This window comes from Mesorhizobium monacense, assembly GCF_056781675.1.
Map to the genome: position 1 here is coordinate 6,655,858 of NZ_CM165567.1, position 15,854 is coordinate 6,671,711.

General features: G+C 64.6%; 14 protein-coding genes. 11 read left to right on the forward strand and 3 right to left on the reverse strand.

Going from position 1 to position 15,854, the window contains the following annotated elements:
• Positions 1 to 122 precede the first annotated feature (122 nt).
• Together AC1RUK_RS31915 and AC1RUK_RS31920 are read left to right on the forward strand one after the other, a co-directional pair.
• Positions 123 to 911, forward strand: coding sequence for a 3-hydroxybutyrate dehydrogenase (locus AC1RUK_RS31915; RefSeq protein ID WP_436169453.1), 789 nt, complete (start codon positions 123 to 125; stop codon positions 909 to 911).
• Between the two features lie 172 nt (positions 912 to 1,083).
• On the forward strand, positions 1,084 to 2,127 hold the full coding sequence (locus tag AC1RUK_RS31920; RefSeq protein WP_481837451.1) for an ABC transporter ATP-binding protein: 1,044 nt from the start codon (positions 1,084 to 1,086) through the stop codon (positions 2,125 to 2,127).
• Positions 2,128 to 2,192: 65 nt separating this feature from the next.
• Here the strand turns inward: AC1RUK_RS31920 and AC1RUK_RS31925 are convergent, their stop codons facing one another.
• Complete coding sequence (locus tag AC1RUK_RS31925) at positions 2,193 to 3,938, reverse strand: ABC transporter permease (protein WP_481837450.1); 1,746 nt, start codon at positions 3,936 to 3,938, stop codon at positions 2,193 to 2,195.
• 18 nt (positions 3,939 to 3,956) lie between these two features.
• Positions 3,957 to 4,931, reverse strand: a complete 975-nt coding sequence (locus tag AC1RUK_RS31930; RefSeq protein WP_481837449.1) for an ABC transporter substrate-binding protein — start codon at positions 4,929 to 4,931, stop codon at positions 3,957 to 3,959.
• A 240-nt stretch (positions 4,932 to 5,171) separates the two neighbouring features.
• Here AC1RUK_RS31930 and AC1RUK_RS31935 point away from each other — a divergent pair, with 240 nt between their 5' ends.
• The 8 genes from AC1RUK_RS31935 (at position 5,172) to AC1RUK_RS31970 (ending at position 13,357) form a co-directional block, all read left to right on the forward strand.
• Complete coding sequence (locus AC1RUK_RS31935; protein ID WP_481837448.1) at positions 5,172 to 5,990, forward strand: chromate resistance protein ChrB domain-containing protein; 819 nt, start codon at positions 5,172 to 5,174, stop codon at positions 5,988 to 5,990.
• Positions 5,987 to 7,372, forward strand: coding sequence for a chromate efflux transporter (gene chrA, locus AC1RUK_RS31940; RefSeq protein WP_481837447.1), 1,386 nt, complete (start codon positions 5,987 to 5,989; stop codon positions 7,370 to 7,372). The genes AC1RUK_RS31935 and chrA overlap by 4 nt, the downstream gene beginning before the upstream one ends.
• A gap of 162 nt (positions 7,373 to 7,534) precedes the next feature.
• Positions 7,535 to 8,419 (forward strand): dihydrodipicolinate synthase family protein, encoded by an 885-nt coding sequence (locus AC1RUK_RS31945; protein WP_481837446.1) that lies wholly within the window; start codon positions 7,535 to 7,537, stop codon positions 8,417 to 8,419.
• Positions 8,420 to 8,437: 18 nt separating this feature from the next.
• On the forward strand, positions 8,438 to 9,097 hold the full coding sequence (locus tag AC1RUK_RS31950) for a GntR family transcriptional regulator (RefSeq protein WP_006206449.1): 660 nt from the start codon (positions 8,438 to 8,440) through the stop codon (positions 9,095 to 9,097).
• A 62-nt stretch (positions 9,098 to 9,159) separates the two neighbouring features.
• On the forward strand, positions 9,160 to 10,497 hold the full coding sequence (locus AC1RUK_RS31955) for an ABC transporter substrate-binding protein (RefSeq protein ID WP_481837445.1): 1,338 nt from the start codon (positions 9,160 to 9,162) through the stop codon (positions 10,495 to 10,497).
• Positions 10,498 to 10,532: 35 nt separating this feature from the next.
• Positions 10,533 to 11,435, forward strand: a complete 903-nt coding sequence (locus AC1RUK_RS31960; RefSeq protein ID WP_436171798.1) for a carbohydrate ABC transporter permease — start codon at positions 10,533 to 10,535, stop codon at positions 11,433 to 11,435.
• Positions 11,436 to 12,257 (forward strand): carbohydrate ABC transporter permease, encoded by an 822-nt coding sequence (locus AC1RUK_RS31965; protein WP_481837444.1) that lies wholly within the window; start codon positions 11,436 to 11,438, stop codon positions 12,255 to 12,257. It abuts the gene before it with no gap.
• A 41-nt stretch (positions 12,258 to 12,298) separates the two neighbouring features.
• Positions 12,299 to 13,357: an ABC transporter ATP-binding protein gene (locus tag AC1RUK_RS31970; RefSeq protein WP_481837443.1), complete on the forward strand. Its 1,059-nt coding sequence runs from the start codon at positions 12,299 to 12,301 to the stop codon at positions 13,355 to 13,357.
• A gap of 42 nt (positions 13,358 to 13,399) precedes the next feature.
• On the opposite strand, the gene AC1RUK_RS31975 is transcribed toward AC1RUK_RS31970, so the two are convergent.
• Positions 13,400 to 14,728 (reverse strand): aminotransferase-like domain-containing protein, encoded by a 1,329-nt coding sequence (locus AC1RUK_RS31975; protein WP_481837442.1) that lies wholly within the window; start codon positions 14,726 to 14,728, stop codon positions 13,400 to 13,402.
• 101 nt (positions 14,729 to 14,829) lie between these two features.
• Between AC1RUK_RS31975 and AC1RUK_RS31980 the strand changes: the two genes are divergently transcribed.
• Complete coding sequence (locus AC1RUK_RS31980; protein WP_481837441.1) at positions 14,830 to 15,819, forward strand: substrate-binding domain-containing protein; 990 nt, start codon at positions 14,830 to 14,832, stop codon at positions 15,817 to 15,819.
• The last annotated feature ends 35 nt before the right edge of the window (positions 15,820 to 15,854 follow it).

The window sequence follows — 15,854 nt, forward strand, 5'->3', positions numbered from 1 at the left end:
ATCGCGGACCGGGTTGGGCCGCAATCTGGCTGTAATCGCATCGATATATGGCGCTGGCATTGTCATGCTGCAATGCACAAATATATGATCGTATCTCCCTCCCACTTCTCGCGAGATCCCCCATGGGTTTGCTGTCTTCGAAAAACGCCCTCGTCACCGGTTCGACCAGTGGTATCGGCCTGGCCATAGCCCGCGCCTTCGCCGCCGAGGGTGCCAACATCACCATCAATGGGCTGGGCGACGCCGCGGCAATCGAGCAGGAGCGAACCGGTATCGAGAAGGATTTCGGCGTCAAGTGCCGTTACTCCGGCGCAAACATGATGGACGGCGCGGCGGTGAGTGCCATGGTGCGCGAGGCCGAGGAAGCCTTCGGCAGCCTCGACATACTGGTCAACAATGCCGGCATACAGCATGTCGCGCCGATCGAGGAATTTCCCGACGACAAGTGGGAAGCCATCATTCGCATCAACCTGCTTGCGGCCTTCTATGCGATCAAGGCCGCACTGCCCGGCATGAAGGCACGCAAATGGGGCCGCATCATCAACACGGCTTCCGCGCATGCGCTGGTCGCCTCGCCGTTCAAGTCGGCCTACGTCTCGGCCAAGCATGGCATAGCCGGCCTGACCAAGACCGTGGCGCTGGAGGCGGCGCAGGACGGCGTCACCGTCAATGCGATCGCTCCCGGCTATGTCTGGACGCCGCTGGTCGAAAAGCAGATTCCCGACACGATGAAGGCGCGCGGCATGACCGAGGAACAGGTCAAGCACGACGTGCTGCTCGCGGCCCAGCCGACCAAGGAATTCGTCACCGTCGAGGAGCTTGCCGCACTTGCGCTGTTCCTGTGCTCGGACGCGGCCAGGCAGATCACCGGCACGACCTTGCCGATGGATGGCGGCTGGACGGCGCAGTAGGCGCCGCGGCAGGCGATCCGGTTTTTCGCGGATCCGTGCAGGCGCGGCCGGCGTCGTTGGCGCGCCATGCAGCCTTGGTCTTCGTCATTGCCAGGTTCAGCCTATTGCCGGCCGGATGCCGTAACGGCTATGCCTGCGCCGACAAGCGAAACGACGCGCGGATGAGCCAGGCATGAGCGAAATCAGGGTGGACCGCCTCACCAAGCGGTTCAACGACACGGTTGCGCTGGACGCCGTTTCGCTCGATTTCCCGGCAGGCACCTTCACGGCTCTGCTTGGGCCGTCGGGATGCGGCAAGACCACGATGCTGAGGCTGATCGCCGGCTTCGAGGCGCCCAGCGATGGCCGCGTGTTCTTTGGCGAAGAACTGATGGCCGATCCGCAGCGGCAGGTGGCGCCGGAAGCGCGCGGCATCGGCGTTGTCTTCCAGTCCTACGCGCTTTGGCCGCATATGGACGTGGCCGCTAACGTCGCCTATCCGCTGAAAGCTCGCCGTGTCAAAGCCGGCGAGATCGCCGTCCGCGTCGGCGCGGTGCTCGAGATCGTCGGGCTCGCCGGTTTTGAAGGCCGCCGCATCGAGGAACTGTCCGGTGGCCAGCGCCAGCGGGTGGCGCTGGCGCGCTGCCTGGTGGCCGACGCCAGGATCATCCTGTTCGACGAACCGCTCGCCAATCTCGACATGCATCTGCGTGCCTCGATGGTCGAAGCGTTTCGCGACGTCCATCGCCGCACCGGCGCCACCATCGTCTACGTCACCCACGACCAGGCCGAAGCCCTGGCACTGGCCGACCGCGTCGCGATCATGAGCCAAGGCAAGGTGCTTCAGGTGGCGCCGCCGAAGGAGGTTTATCGCGCGCCGGCCGACACAATGGTCGCCGGCTTCGTTGGGCGTGGCAGCGTCATTGCCGCGACGGCGGTCGATCATGACGAAACGAGCGCGAGGATCGACATAGCGGGGCATCGCGTCACGGCGCGCAGTGCCGGGGGTGCTGCCGGCGCGGTCAAGGTGCTGTTGCGGCCGGAAGCACTGCGGCTTGCCCCCGAAGGCCTGCCGGCAACGGTGCTCGACAGCATCTATCGCGGCCCGGTCCATGAGGTCAGGCTGGCCTTGCCGATGCCAGGACAGGAATTGGTGATCGACAGCGCCGATGCGCTGGCGGTCGGCCAGCAGGTGCATGTGGCGGTTGCGGACGCCTGGGTGATCCCCGGCGCCTGAATCTCGGAATTTGTTTTTGCGCAATTCCGGACGGAAAACCGCACCGCACTTTTCCTGGAATTGCTCTACCTCCAGGGCAATACGCCTGCCGGAAGCCGGCGCCCGAACCGGTCCAGCACCAGCAGCAAGGCGATGACGACGGCGATCGTCGACACGGCGATCGCCGAAGCCTGCGTGCCCAGCCCTGCTTCCTCGAGGCTGAACAGCACGACGCCGAGCGTCTCGTTGCCGCTCGACCAGAGCAGGGCCGAGACCGTCAGCTCGTTGAAGGCACTCATGAAGACGAGCAGCCCGCCGGCCACCGCCGCGGGTGCGGCGAGCGGCGCGGCAATTGTTGCCAGCCGGCGAAGCGGGCCGGCACCGGAGATCGCTGCCGCCTCGTCGAGATCGCGCGAAATCTGCCCGACGGCGGTCGCCACCGGCTTCATGGCGAGCGTGAAAAACCGCATCGCGTAAGCGATGACGATGATCGATGCGGTTGCGTAGAGGCTGCCGATCAGCGGCAGCGGGCGCAGGAACAGAAGGATGCAGGCGATGGCAAGGACGACGCCGGGAACCGCATAGGGCAGGTCGACGATGCCGCTGGCAAGACGCTGCCAGCGCCGGCCGAACCGGTCGAGCACAACGCTGACCGGAATGACGCCGATCGCCAGGATCAGCGCCGCGCTGCCGGCAAAGAGAGCGGAGTTGCGGAAGGCTCGAACGGTCGAGGCCTGCCGGACCAGCACCTCCGCATAGTTGGAAGCGGTGATCGTGCCCCAGCCAAGCGGCACGCCGAAGGAGGGGATGAGCGAGGTCGTCAAAAGCGCGCAAGCCGGGAGGACGAGGATCGCGCCGATCACCAGCCAGGCGAGCCCCGCGAGCGGCAGGCGCCAGCCGCCGAGTTCGAAACGAGCCGAGGTGCCGCCGGTGAAGCGATGGGCCGCACCGCGCAAGGCCAGCGACTGGCAAGCGACGCCAGCCAGCGCCAGCACGCCGACCAGCACCGACAGCGCCGCGATCTGCGGCAGCACGCCGGGGCCGAAGCTCGACAGATCCTGATAGATCAGCGTCGGCAGCGTCAAATAGTTGACCGGCATTCCGAGCAGGGCCGGGATGCCGAAATTGCCGACGCCGGAGACGAAGGCGAGTGCCGCGGCGGCGACAACATATGGTCGCACGACCGGCAGCGCGATGGTTCGCAGCGCGTAATGCGGTGTGGCGCCCGAGGCCCTGGCGGCCTCGATGAGATCGCGCGGCACCCGGGAAAGCCCTGCTCGCAGCGTGATGAACACGATCGGCGCGTGCTGGACGGCGTAAAGCAGGATGATGCCGTTGCGGCCAAGCATCGGGTTGGGCGTGCCAGGTGGCGGCGCCAGGCCGACCATGCCGAGCAGCGTGCTGGAAGGGCCGAACAAATGCAGCCACGACAGCGCCGTGACCTGCGGCGCGATCATCAACGGCAAAAGCAGCAGGAAGCCGAGCGCCTTTCGCCCGGGCAGGTCGGTCATGGTCACCGCGACCGCGAAGGGGCCACCGAGGCAGACGGCAAACACGGCGCCGAAGAAGGCGGTGTCCAGCGTGTGTCCCATCGCCCGCAGGGCGGCAGGCCTGGCGAGGCGATCGGCGAAGGCGCCGACGTCGAGTTCGCCACCCGGCGCGACGGCCGCGACGACAAGCCTCGCCATCGGTAACAGGCTGAGCAACGCGATCAACAGCAGAACGGCCAGCGCCGAAACGCGAAAGCCTGACGTCGCTCGTCCGGCGGTGTACCGGCGACTTGCCGGCGCCGATACAGGCCGCCCGGGCAGGATATCCTGCGCGGATGACATTGCCGGCTAGTGGACCGGCTACTGGCTCATCACGGCGCCGAACTTTTCCTTGTTGGCGGCGTCGTTGGCAAGTGCGGCGGCCGCATCGTAGCCCAGCACCTTGATCGAGCCGCGATCGGGATAGCCGGCCGGCAAGGCGACGTCGGTGCGCGCCGGGATGTAGCCCATCTTGGCGGCAACTTCCTGTCCCTCCTTGGACAGCAGGAAATCGACGAAGGCCTTGGCGGCGTCGGTGTCCTTGGCTGTGGACAGGATGGCCACCGGCTCGGTGACGGCCGAAACGCCTTCCTTCGGGAAGACGAACTCGACCGGAGCGCCCTTGGCCTTCTCGCGGATGGGCATGTAGTCGACGATCATGCCGAACAGCTTGTCGCCGCCGCTGACGGCTTTCAGCACGTCGCCATTGCCGCCGCTCGCCTGGGCGCCGTTCTTGGCCAGCGCGCCATAATAGTCCCAGCCTTCCGGCAGATTGCCGGTCAGCGTCACCGCATGGATCATCGCCGCACCCGAGGTCAGCGGGCTGGGCATGGCGACGAGGCCTTTTGCTTCCGGCTTGGTCAGATCTTCCCAGCTCGTCGGCACGAAGGGCGCCTTGGTGTTGTAGACGATGCCGGTGGTGATCAGCTTGGTCGAGAAATAGGTCTTGTCCTTGTCGTAGAGGGCCGCATCGATGCCGGAGACATCGGCGCCGGGGTAGGCGAGCAGGCGCCCTTCCTTCTTCAGCCCTTCCATGCTCACGACGTCGGCGATCAGGAGCACGTCGGCCTGCGGCTGGCCGGCTTCGATCTCGGCGCGCAGCTTGGCCAGGATTTTCGGCGTTCCATCACGCACCCACTCGACCGTGATGCCGGGGTTCTTGGCCATGAAGGCATCGACGGTCTGCTGGGCGTCGGTGTTGGGCTGGCTGGTGTAGAGCACGAGCTTGCCTTCAGCAGCCGAAGCGCCTGTGACGGCCGATGCCAGCATCATGGCGGCGAAAATGATCTTGTGCATGGAAAGCTCCAAAGAATGAGAGAACCGGCCCGCGGGCCAGCTAAAGCACTGCCTATCGCTGCAGGATAACTGTATTGTGACGGTGTTGGGGAATGAAGCGCATGGCCGCCGCCAACTGCTCCTTCCTTGACAAAGGCCGGGGATCGTTCCAGCATTGTGGCAAGGGGTTCATCGCGATGACCCCGTGAGGCGTCAGCCCAACGATCGCGTCCAAGCTCTCTTGTCATGGAGGTGGACGCCATGCCGTCAACAACCGCAATCACCGTAGCGCAGCTCTCCCGGCTCGTCGGCCTGCCCGATGCGCCCGATTTCGTCGACGTTCGCATCGACGAGGATTTTGATGCCGATCCGCGCCTGCTGCCGGCGTCGTGCCGGCGCGATTTCAGGACCGTCTCGACCTGGGCGGCCGATTTCGCCGGGCGCCGGGTCGTCGTCATCTGTCAAAGAGGGCAAAAGCTCTCGCAGGGCGTCGCCGCATGGCTGCGCCATGAAGGCATCACCGCGGAATCGCTGGAAGGCGGCTTCGAGGCCTGGGTCGCGGCCAAGGGGTTTTTGGTCAAGGCCGACGCGCTGCCGCCGCGCGACGACAAGGGCCGTACGGTGTGGGTGACGCGGGCGCGGCCCAAGGTCGACCGCATCGCCTGTCCGTGGCTGATCCGCCGCTTCGTCGATCCATCGGCCGTGTTCCTGTTCGTCGAACCGCCCGAGGTGCTGGCGGCGGCCGATCGCTTTTCGGCGGTACCCTTCGACATCGACGACGTATTCTGGAGCCATCGCGGCGAGCGCTGCACCTTCGACACGATGATCGAAGAGTTCGGGCTGCGGTCGGAGGCGCTTGATCGCCTCGCTCTGATCGTGCGCGCCGCCGATACAGCGCGCCTCGATCTCGTGCCGCAGGCGTCGGGGTTCCTCGCCGCGTCGCTCGGCCTGTCGCGCATGTTCCGCGACGATCTCGAACAGCTCGAGGCCGGCATGCTGCTCTATGACGCCTTTTTCAGGTGGTGCCGCGACGCGACCGACGAAACGCATAACTGGCCGAGCGGGAGCAAAGCGCCATGAACTCCCTTGTCGTGGACAACGATGCGCAAGTGGACCAAATTCCGGCCGTGCCGACCTTCAAGGAGGCGGTGAGGCTGTGGGCGAAGATCGGCCTGCTGTCTTTCGGTGGGCCGGCCGGACAGATCGCCCTGATGCACAAGGAACTGGTCGAGGAGCGTCGCTGGATCGGCGAGCAGCGGTTCCTGCATGCGCTCAATTACTGCATGCTGCTGCCTGGCCCGGAGGCGCAGCAGCTCGCCATCTATATAGGCTGGCTGCTGCACCGGACCCTCGGCGGCCTTGTCGCCGGCATCCTATTCGTGCTGCCGGGGGCGTTCGTCATGCTGGGTTTGAGCAGCTTCTACATGCTCTACAACGATGCGCCGGTCGTCGAGGCGCTGTTCTTCGGCGTCAAGGCGGCGGTGCTCGCCGTGGTCGTCGAGGCCGTCATCCGCATCGGCAAGCGGGCACTGAAGAACCGGGTGATGGTGGCGATCGCGGTCGCCGCCTTCCTCGCCATCTATGTGATCAAATTGCCGTTTCCGCTCATCATCCTGGCAGCCGGGCTGACCGGCTGGATCGGCAACCGCTTTGCGCCGGTGCCGTTCTCCGGAGCGGCGCACGGCAAGGGCAACGCGCCCGACATACGCGGCGTGGTCGACCTGATGTTCGAGCGCGGCGAACTCGACCATACAAGGCCGACGAGATGGCACGCGCCGCGCACCGTCGCCACCTGGCTGCCGATCTGGCTCGGGCCGGTGGCGCTGATCGCAGCTCTGACCGGCTCGACCAGCGTCTGGACGCAGCTTGGCGGCTTCTTCAGTGTCATGGCGGTCGTCACCTTCGGCGGCGCCTACGCGGTGCTCGCCTATGTCGCGCAGGCGGCTGTCACCTCTTTCGGCTGGCTGGCGCCCGGCGAAATGGTCGACGGTCTCGGTCTCGCCGAGACGACGCCCGGGCCGCTCATCCTGGTGCTGCAATTCGTCGGCTTCGTCGCCGCCTATCGCCACGCCGGCGCGATGAGCCCGCTCATCGCCGGCTCGCTCGGATCGCTGCTGACGCTGTGGGTGACGTTCGTGCCCTGCTTCTTCTGGATATTCCTCGGTGCGCCCTACATCGAGCAGTTGCGGCAGAACAAGGCGCTCTCGGCGGCGCTCGGCGCGATCACCGCGGCCGTCGTCGGCGTGGTGATGAACCTTGCCTTGTGGTTCGCGCTGCATGTCGTCTTCGGTCAGGTGCGCAGCGTTGGCCACGGGATGGAGATCCCGGTGCTTGCGTCGCTGGATTGGCGTGCTGCACTGCTGGCAGCCGCCGCAATGGTCGCCATGCTCAGGCTGAAGCTCGGCATGCTGCCGACGCTGGCCGGATCGGCGCTGGCCGGGCTGGTGCTGCAAGCGCTGTGAAGCCTGGCCCTTGAAGGCGTCACATCACTCTTGCCTGTGAGGCTGTGATGCGCTCGCCATCGCGGCGGGACACGTCATTTCGAAAAATGCACCTCTCCTGTTTACAACTGACATGTTAGTCTGATATCACTGACTGCAGATTGATATCTGGAGAGCATTCTGGTGGTTTCGCGCTTTGGTCTTTCGGTTGCGCTTGCAACGCCCTTTGATGCGTCCGGGCAGATCGCGGTTCCCGCCATGGTCGCGCAGGCCAAGGCCTGCCTTGGCGCCGGCTGCAGCAGCGCGACGCTCTTCGGCACCACCGGCGAGGGTGCTTCCCTGGGCACCGAAGAGCGGCGAAAGGTCATCGAGGCCATGCTCGGCGCCGGCATCCCGGCGCATCAGCTTGTCGCCGGCGTGCTGGTCGATGCCGCCGAAGATGCGGCTGAGCAGGCGCGCCACGCCCTGCAGCGCGGCGCCCGCAACATCCTTCTGGCGCCGCCAAGCTATTTCAAGAATGTCGGCGAGGACGGGCTGTTCGGATGGTTTGCCGCCGTCTTTGCCGCGCTCGGCCCGCTGGCGCGCGATGTGCTGCTCTACAACATCCCTTCTGTCACCATGGTGCAGCTGCCGCTCAGCCTGATCGGCCGGCTGCGCGCCGCCTTTCCGGCCGTCGTCGCCGGGGTCAAGGATTCGGGTGGCGACTGGAGCTACAGCGAGGCGCTGCTTGCCGCCCATGGCGACCTGGTGATCCTGATCGGCGATGAGCGGCATCTGGCGCGAAGCGTGCGCCAGGGCGGACAAGGCGCCATTTCCGGCATGGCCAATTTCGTCACAGCCGAAATCCGCGCCATGGCGGTGGACGGGCGCGACGATAGCCGTGTCGAGAACTTCGTGCTCGAATTGCTCAAATATCCGGTCACGCCGGCGGTGAAGGTGATGGTGGCGCGCAAGACCGGCGATGAAGGCTGGCTGGCGGTCCGCCCGCCGCTGGAGCCGATCGCTGCGCAGGGGCGGCAGCAGCTTGCCGCCGCCTATGACAGGCTGTTTGCGACAGAGCCGGCCTGACCGGCAAGGAAGCGCTGAATGGACGACAGCAGCGAACCGGGAACCCTCAGGGAAAAGGCCTATGCCAGCTTTACGCGGCATCTCTTGGCGCGTGACCTGAGGCCCGGGCAGTTCGTGTCGCAGCGCGAGCTGGTCGCCTTCACGGGGCTGCCGCTTGGCGCCATCCGCGAGATCGTGCCGCGCCTTGAGGCCGAGGGGCTGCTGACGACCATCCCGCAGCGCGGCATGCAGATCGCGCATATCGACATCAACCTGATCCGCGAGGCCTTCCAGTTCCGCCTGTTCATGGAGCGCGAGGCGGTGGCGCTGTTCACGGTCAACGCGCCCGATGCCGAACTCGCCCGGCTCAGGCGCGAGCACGAGGAGATGCTGGCCCACGCTTTGGCACAGGCCGCGACGCCGGAAATGGAAGCAAAAGCGCAGACCATCGACTGGGCCATGCACGACACCTTCATCGACGCGCTCGACAACGAGATCATCGCCAAGGCCTATCTGGTCAATTCGGTGAAGATCCGGCTGATCCACCAGGAGCGCTTCCGCATCGACGGCCGTGTCGTGCCGGTCATGCGCGAGCACCTGACGGTGATCGAGGCCATGGAGAGCCGCAATCCGCAAAAGGCAGTCGAGGCGATCAGCCAGCATATCGACAACGCGCGCCGGCTGGCGCTGCAAATCTGAGGAAGCATGAGCCGCGCCGCAACCGCGGCGCAACCCACAACGACAGCAACCGGGAGGAAGAAATGTCGTCCAATCTGTTCAACCCAACCAGGAGGCAACTCCTCGCAGGAACCGCGGCCCTCGCCGCCGCCGGCCTCGCCGGCCTGCGCCCGAGCTTTGCCGCGGGCGTCGACTGGAAGCGCTTTGCCGGCAGCACGCTCGACGTCAATCTGGTGAAGAGCCCGCGCAGCGACACGCTGATAAAGTATATCGCCGAGTTCGAGGAACTGACCGGCATCAAGGTCAATGCCGAGGCGACGCCCGAACAGCAGCAGCGCCAGAAGACGGTGATCGAGCTCAGCTCCGGCAAACCGAGCTTCGACGTCGTGCATCTGAGCTACCATGTGCAGAAGCGGCAGTTCGAGAAGGGCGGCTGGCTGGCCGACATCTCCGGCTATCTCGCTGACGCCACGCTCACCGATCCGGCGCTGGTCGAAACCGACTTCGCCGATGCCGGCATGGTGTTCGCCAAGGACGGGCAGGGCGCGCTGCGCTCGCTGCCTTTCTCGGTCGATTACTGGATCCTCTACTGGAACAAGGAATTGTTCGAAGCCAAGGGACTCAAATACCCCGAAACGTTCGAGCAATTGGTGGCCGCCGCCGAGGCGCTGACCGACCCGTCGACCAACACCTATGGTTTCGTCGCCCGCGGGCTCAAGAACGCCAACACGCCGGTGTGGACGTCGCTGATGCTGGGCTATGACATGACGCCGCTCGACGCCGAGGGGAAGCTGCGCACCACCTCGCCGGAGGCGGTCGAGGCCGCCAGCCTCTACCAGCGGCTGATGACCAAGGCTGCTCCTCCCGGTGTCACCGGCTTCAACTGGGCCGAGGCGCAGTCCGCCTTCCTGCAAGGCAAGATCGGCATGTGGTTCGACGGCGTCGGGTTCGCCCCGCCGATGGAAAACCCCGAGAAATCGCGGGTGGTCGGCAAGGTCGGCTACGGCGTCATGCCCAAGGGCCCCAAGGCGCATGCCTCGGGCACGTTCGGCGACGGCATCGGCGTGACGGCGGCGAGCGAGAAGAAGGAGGCCGCCTATCTGTTCTGCCAGTGGGCGGTGTCGCCGGCCATGGGCGCGCGGCTGCTGCAGGCCGGCGCCGGCGTGCCGTTCCGCAAGTCGGTTCTGGAAGACCCCAAGGTGCGCGAAGGCGTCACCATGCCGGCGAGCTGGCTCGATGCCGTCGTCGGCTCCGGCAATGTCAGCCGGCTGGCGCTGCCGGTCATCATCCCGGTCACCGAGTTCCGCGACATCTATGGCGTGGCGCTGAGCAACATGATCGCCGGCGCCGATCCGGCGGAGGAGCTGAAGAAGGCGACCGAGCAGTTCCAGCCGGTGCTCGACAGGAGCGAGCAGGGCTGATGTCCGCAACCACCCCAGAACAGGCCGGGGTGACGATGGAAACCATGGACGGGAGCCAGACTGTACGCCTGGCTCCCAACTACTGGCCCTTCGTCGTGCCGGCACTCGTCGTCGTCGGCGCGGTGATCGTCTTTCCCTGGGCCTTCACCCTGTGGATGAGCGTCAACAGCTGGACGCTCGGCCAGTCGCGGAGCTTTGCCGGCGCGGAAAACTATCTGCGCCTGGCGAGCGATCCGCGCTTCTGGGAATCGCTCTGGCATACCTTGACCTACACCTTCCTGTCGGTGGTCGCGCCGATGTTCTTCGGCACCGTGGCTGCCCTGATCTTCGACGCGAAGTTTCCGCTGCGCGGCCTGCTGCGCGGCGTCTTCGTGATGCCGATGATGGCGACGCCGGTTGCCGTGGCGCTGGTCTGGACGATGATGTTCCATCCGCAGCTTGGCGTGCTCAACTACCTTCTGTCGCTGGTCGGAATCCCGGCCCAGGAATGGATCTTCAACGCCAAGACGGTCATCCCGTCGCTGGTTGCGGTCGAGACCTGGCAATGGACGCCGCTGGTGATGCTGATCGTACTGGGCGGGCTGGCCTCGGTGCCGCGCGAGCCGTTCGAAAGCGCCGAGATCGACGGCGCCAACGCCTGGCAGCAGTTCCGCTACCTCACTCTGCCGATGATCGCGCCGTTCCTGATGATCGCCGTCATCATCCGCTCGATCGATGCGCTGAAGAGCTTCGACATCATCTACGCCATGACCCAGGGCGGGCCGGGCACGGCGTCCGAAACCATCAACATCTATCTCTACAACACCGCCTTCTCCTACTACGACATCGGCTACGGCTCAGCCATGGCCGTGGTGTTCTTCATTGTCATCGTGGCGCTGTCCTTCGTCCTTTTGATGCTGCGCCAGCGATCGCAATGGATCGATGCGGAGGGCAAATAGATGACGTCACGGCTGCTCAACCGGATCGGGCTGTTCTTCGCGGCACTGGTCTTCGTCTCGCCGGCGATCCTGTTTTTCCTCTGGATGATCTCGCTGTCGCTGAAGTTCGAGATCGACAACGGCGCCTATCCGCCGATCCTGGTCCCCGAGCGCTTCGCCTGGTCGAACTATGCGAAGGTGTTCGAAGAGAACAATTTCCTGCTCTATCTGTGGAATTCGGTGCTGGTGACCGGCACGGCGACGCTATTGGCGCTGCTGATCGGCGTGCCGGCCGGCTATGGCATCGCGCGGCTCAAGGCCGAACGATCGGCCGTCGTCATCATGATCGCCCGCATGACGCCGGGGCTTTCCTATCTGATCCCGCTGTTCCTGCTGTTCCAGTGGATCGGCATCCTCGGCACGCTGTGGCCGCAGATCATCATCCACCTGGTGGTGACGGTGCCGATAGTCGTCTGGGTGATGATCGGCTATTTCGAGACGACGCCGATGGAACTGGAAGAAGCGGCCAACATCGACGGCGCCAGCTCTTGGCAGGTGTTCCGGCTGGTCGCGCTGCCGATCGCCAAGCCTGGCATCGTCGTCGCTTTCATCCTGTCGGTCATCTTCTCGTGGAACAATTTCGTCTTCGGCGTGGTGCTCGCCAGCCGCGAGACGCGGACCTTGCCGGTCGCCGTCTACAACATGCTTTCCTACGAGCAGGTGAGCTGGGGGCCGCTCGCCGCCGCCGCACTGGTGGTGACGCTGCCGGTGCTGGTGCTGACCATGTTCGCGCAAAGGCAGATCGTCGCGGGGCTGACCGCCGGCGCCGTCAAGGGCGGCTGAGGCGTGGCCCGAGCGGACATTACTCTTTCTGGAGGAATCCAATGGCATCGGTAACCATCAACAACGTGCAGAAGGCCTTCGGCGCCACGCGGATCATCCACGACGTCAGCGTCGATATCGCCGATGGCGAGTTTGTCATCCTGGTCGGGCCGTCGGGCTGCGGGAAGTCGACGCTGCTGCGCATGATCGCCGGGCTGGAGACCATCTCGGGCGGCAAGATCGCCATCGGCGAGCGCACAGTCAACAATCTGAGGGCGCGGGACCGCAACATCGCCATGGTGTTCCAGAACTACGCGCTCTATCCGCACATGACGGTGGCCGACAATATGGGCTTCGCGCTCAAGATCAAGAAAGCCGATCCGGCCGACACCGCCGGTCGTGTCAAAAGGGCGGCAAACATCCTCGGGCTGGAGAAGTTGCTGGATCGTTTTCCGCGCCAGCTTTCCGGCGGCCAGCGCCAGCGCGTCGCCATGGGCCGCGCCATCGTGCGCGACCCGCAGGTCTTTTTGTTCGACGAGCCGCTCTCCAATCTCGACGCCAAGCTGCGCGTCCAGATGCGCGGCGAGATCAAGGCGCTGCACCAGCGGCTGGGCACCACCACCATCTACGTCACGCATGACCAGATCGAGGCGATGACCATGGCCGACAAGATCGTCGTGCTGCATGACGGCCTGGTCGAGCAGATCGGCGCGCCGCTCGACCTCTACGACCGCCCGGCCAATCTCTTCGTCGCCGGCTTCATCGGCTCGCCGTCGATGAATTTCATTGCCGGCCGGCTCGAGGAAGGCATCTTCCGCAGCAACGGCGGACTGATCCTGCCGCTGCCGGAAGGCATCCACCCGGCGCACGCCACAGGCGGCGAACTCATCTACGGCATCCGTCCCGAGCATATCCGTGCAACCGCGCAGGGCATTTCCGGCACGGTCACGCTTCTGGAAGCGACCGGTTCGGAAATCTTCGCCAAGGTCGATTGCGCCGGCGAGGAGATCTCCTGCCTGTTCCGCGAGCGGCTGGCGCTGAAGCAGGGCGAGACGGTGCGGATCGAAGTCGACCGCGCCTGCGCTCATTTGTTCGACGCGAAGACCGGCCGGCGTATCTGACCGAGGCGGGCGATGCCCGCCGGCAATCGCAATGATGCGAGCTCAAGGGGGCGTGCAGGCAAGCGCGATGGCGTCCGCGACTTCCTCACAACGATCCGAGAGATTTCCCGTCGCCACCCTGATGTGATTGCTCGGGGAAATCGAGAACTTTGCGCCCGGATGGACGGCAATGCCTCTGGCAGCCATCGTCACCATCGCGAACGGTTCCGATGCCACGGGAACCCAGGCGCAAAGTCCCATCCCATCCTCCACGGCGACATCGCGTGCGCGCAACGCGCCGGTCAGATCGTCCCGCCGTTTCCGATAGATTGCTCGGGCACGCTCCAAGGTCTCCTCAGTGGCCGGATCGCGAAGCAGCCAGGCGGCCGCGGATTGCAGGATTCTGCTGGTCCATCCGGCACTGAAACTTCGATAGGATTGGATCTGCTCCACGATCGCCTTCGAACTCGAGAGAACGGCCAGACGCAGATCGGGCCCCAAGGTCTTCGAATAGGACAGGATATGGATCACCCGGTCGGGGAAGCGGCCCCCCATGGAATGGCGCGGCGCACTGGAAATATCGGCCACGCCGTCATCCTCGATGATCAGCGCGTCGCTTGCTTGCAGTACGTCCGCCAGGGCATCCAGCCTTGCCTTGCCGACACTTTGTCCCGTTACCGAATGAAGGCGCGGCTGGAACAGGAAGGCAATCGGCTTATACTTCATCGCCTCCTGCAGCGATGACGGCAACGGCCCATTGCGGTCGCATTGCACCGGCACGATGCGAACGCCGCGATCTTCCAGAATGTCGAGCAGACGCATGGCGGTCGGGTTCTCGATCGCCACCGAAGCGCCCGGCGTCACCAGGGCATGAAGCAAGGTGTAGACCGCATTGTAGCCGCCGTTCGTTGCGAGGAAAGCCTCAGGCTCATAGGGCCATGTCAGCCGCGCTGCTGCCTCGAGTTCCGGTAGGATACGGCTGCGCTCATAACTATTCAGGTTCTCGGCGGACGCGCCATAACCCAAGGCCGTCGCCAGTTGCGGCAAAAGGCGCACGTCCGGCACGGCAGCGGTCAGATTGAGCACGCTCTCGCCGTAATTGCCCGAACTCGCCAGCCGCTGCGGCTTGGCGATGAAGCGGTCGCCGCTGACCCAGGTGCCGTTGCGGCCACGACCGCTGATGATTTTCTGATGGCGCAATTCGCTCCAGGCTTCGGAGATGGTTGCCGGGCTTATGCCAAGCACGAAGGCCAGCTCGCGGATCGCGGGCAATTTTGTCCCGACGGGCAAGGCGCCAGAGCGGATCAAGGCGCTGGTTTCCAACGCGATTCCGCGCATGGTCCTGTCGCCCAATTTTTCGGCAAACCATTCAGCGCTGTGAATTTCGCTCATTTTCACGCCAGATTTAATGTTCAGTAACGTAATAGCATTTGATCAGTGAAAATTGAACATTTATTTACACGCTCAACATCCATTTTTGGTGAGCGACTTGCATGCCTGTCACCATACGTCTGGCTCTGCGCGATTGGGATTATATGACCCCGCTCGTGCTCGGAGATGTTTCGTCGCCTCGCCTTGAGGTGAAGGTCGACAGGGTCGGCACGCTGGTGTCGCATGTAGGCAAGGACGAAGCCCATGATGCCGCCGAAATGTCCTTCAGCCGCTATGCCCAGCTTCGTGCCGATGGCGACAACACGGTCGTTGGCGTTCCCAACTTCATCATGCGCGGCTTTCGTCATCGCTGCATCATCACGACGAAAAACAGCCAGATCACGCAGCTCAGCCAGCTTGCGGGCAAACGCATCGGCGTCACCGGCTGGCGTGACTCCGGCAACACATGGACGCGCGCGGCCCTGCGCCGCGAAGGCGTGGGCGTCGAGGATGCGACCTGGTTTGCCGGCCGGTTGACTGAAGCCCATCCAATCGTCGACCGTCTCGACGGCTTTGGCCGCCCTGGACGCATCGAAGCCGCACGCGGCGAACGGCCGATGATGGATCTGCTTTACGAAGGCGGCCTCGACGCTGTTTTCACGCCCTTCATGCCGGACGGGTTCTTCAACGCAAACTCTCCCTTCCGCCAGGTGTTGAGCGACTTTCGCGGCGCCGAGCTCAACTATTTCAATGATGTCGGCTACGTGCCCGGCATGCATCTGATCGGCATCAAGGCGGCGATCCTTGAAGAACATCCCTGGCTTGCCGCCGAACTGAGCGAGCTGATCGATGAATCTCAGCGCGTCTGGACCGCCAAGCGGCGCAAATACGCCGAGACGAGTCCATGGACGTTTGATGAGATTCTCAGGGTTTCAACCGACCTTCCGGCGAATTGGCGTGACAGCGGCTTCAACGCCAATCGGGCGATGATCGCGGACTTTGCCGTCGAATTGCACACGCAAGGCATCCTGGCGCGGACTCTGACGCCGGAAGAGCTGTTTCCACTTTGCGAAAATTCGGATCGCCCGCAACTCGCCGCGACCGGATCCTGAACCAATTTAACAAAGCCAAAAAAGGGGAATACGAC

Bases quoted from the DNA above. Each gene is read 5' to 3' on its own strand.
- AC1RUK_RS31915 (WP_436169453.1), top strand. From the start codon at position 123: ATGGGTTTGCTGTCTTCGAAAAACGCCCTCGTCACCGGTTCGACCAGT.
- AC1RUK_RS31920 (WP_481837451.1), top strand. From the start codon at position 1,084: ATGAGCGAAATCAGGGTGGACCGCCTCACCAAGCGGTTCAACGACACG.
- AC1RUK_RS31925 (WP_481837450.1), bottom strand. From the start codon at position 3,938: ATGTCATCCGCGCAGGATATCCTGCCCGGGCGGCCTGTATCGGCGCCG.
- AC1RUK_RS31930 (WP_481837449.1), bottom strand. From the start codon at position 4,931: ATGCACAAGATCATTTTCGCCGCCATGATGCTGGCATCGGCCGTCACA.
- AC1RUK_RS31935 (WP_481837448.1), top strand. From the start codon at position 5,172: ATGCCGTCAACAACCGCAATCACCGTAGCGCAGCTCTCCCGGCTCGTC.
- chrA (WP_481837447.1), top strand. From the start codon at position 5,987: ATGAACTCCCTTGTCGTGGACAACGATGCGCAAGTGGACCAAATTCCG.
- AC1RUK_RS31950 (WP_006206449.1), top strand. From the start codon at position 8,438: ATGGACGACAGCAGCGAACCGGGAACCCTCAGGGAAAAGGCCTATGCC.
- AC1RUK_RS31955 (WP_481837445.1), top strand. From the start codon at position 9,160: ATGTCGTCCAATCTGTTCAACCCAACCAGGAGGCAACTCCTCGCAGGA.
- AC1RUK_RS31960 (WP_436171798.1), top strand. From the start codon at position 10,533: ATGGAAACCATGGACGGGAGCCAGACTGTACGCCTGGCTCCCAACTAC.
- AC1RUK_RS31965 (WP_481837444.1), top strand. From the start codon at position 11,436: ATGACGTCACGGCTGCTCAACCGGATCGGGCTGTTCTTCGCGGCACTG.
- AC1RUK_RS31970 (WP_481837443.1), top strand. From the start codon at position 12,299: ATGGCATCGGTAACCATCAACAACGTGCAGAAGGCCTTCGGCGCCACG.
- AC1RUK_RS31975 (WP_481837442.1), bottom strand. From the start codon at position 14,728: ATGAGCGAAATTCACAGCGCTGAATGGTTTGCCGAAAAATTGGGCGAC.
- AC1RUK_RS31980 (WP_481837441.1), top strand. From the start codon at position 14,830: ATGCCTGTCACCATACGTCTGGCTCTGCGCGATTGGGATTATATGACC.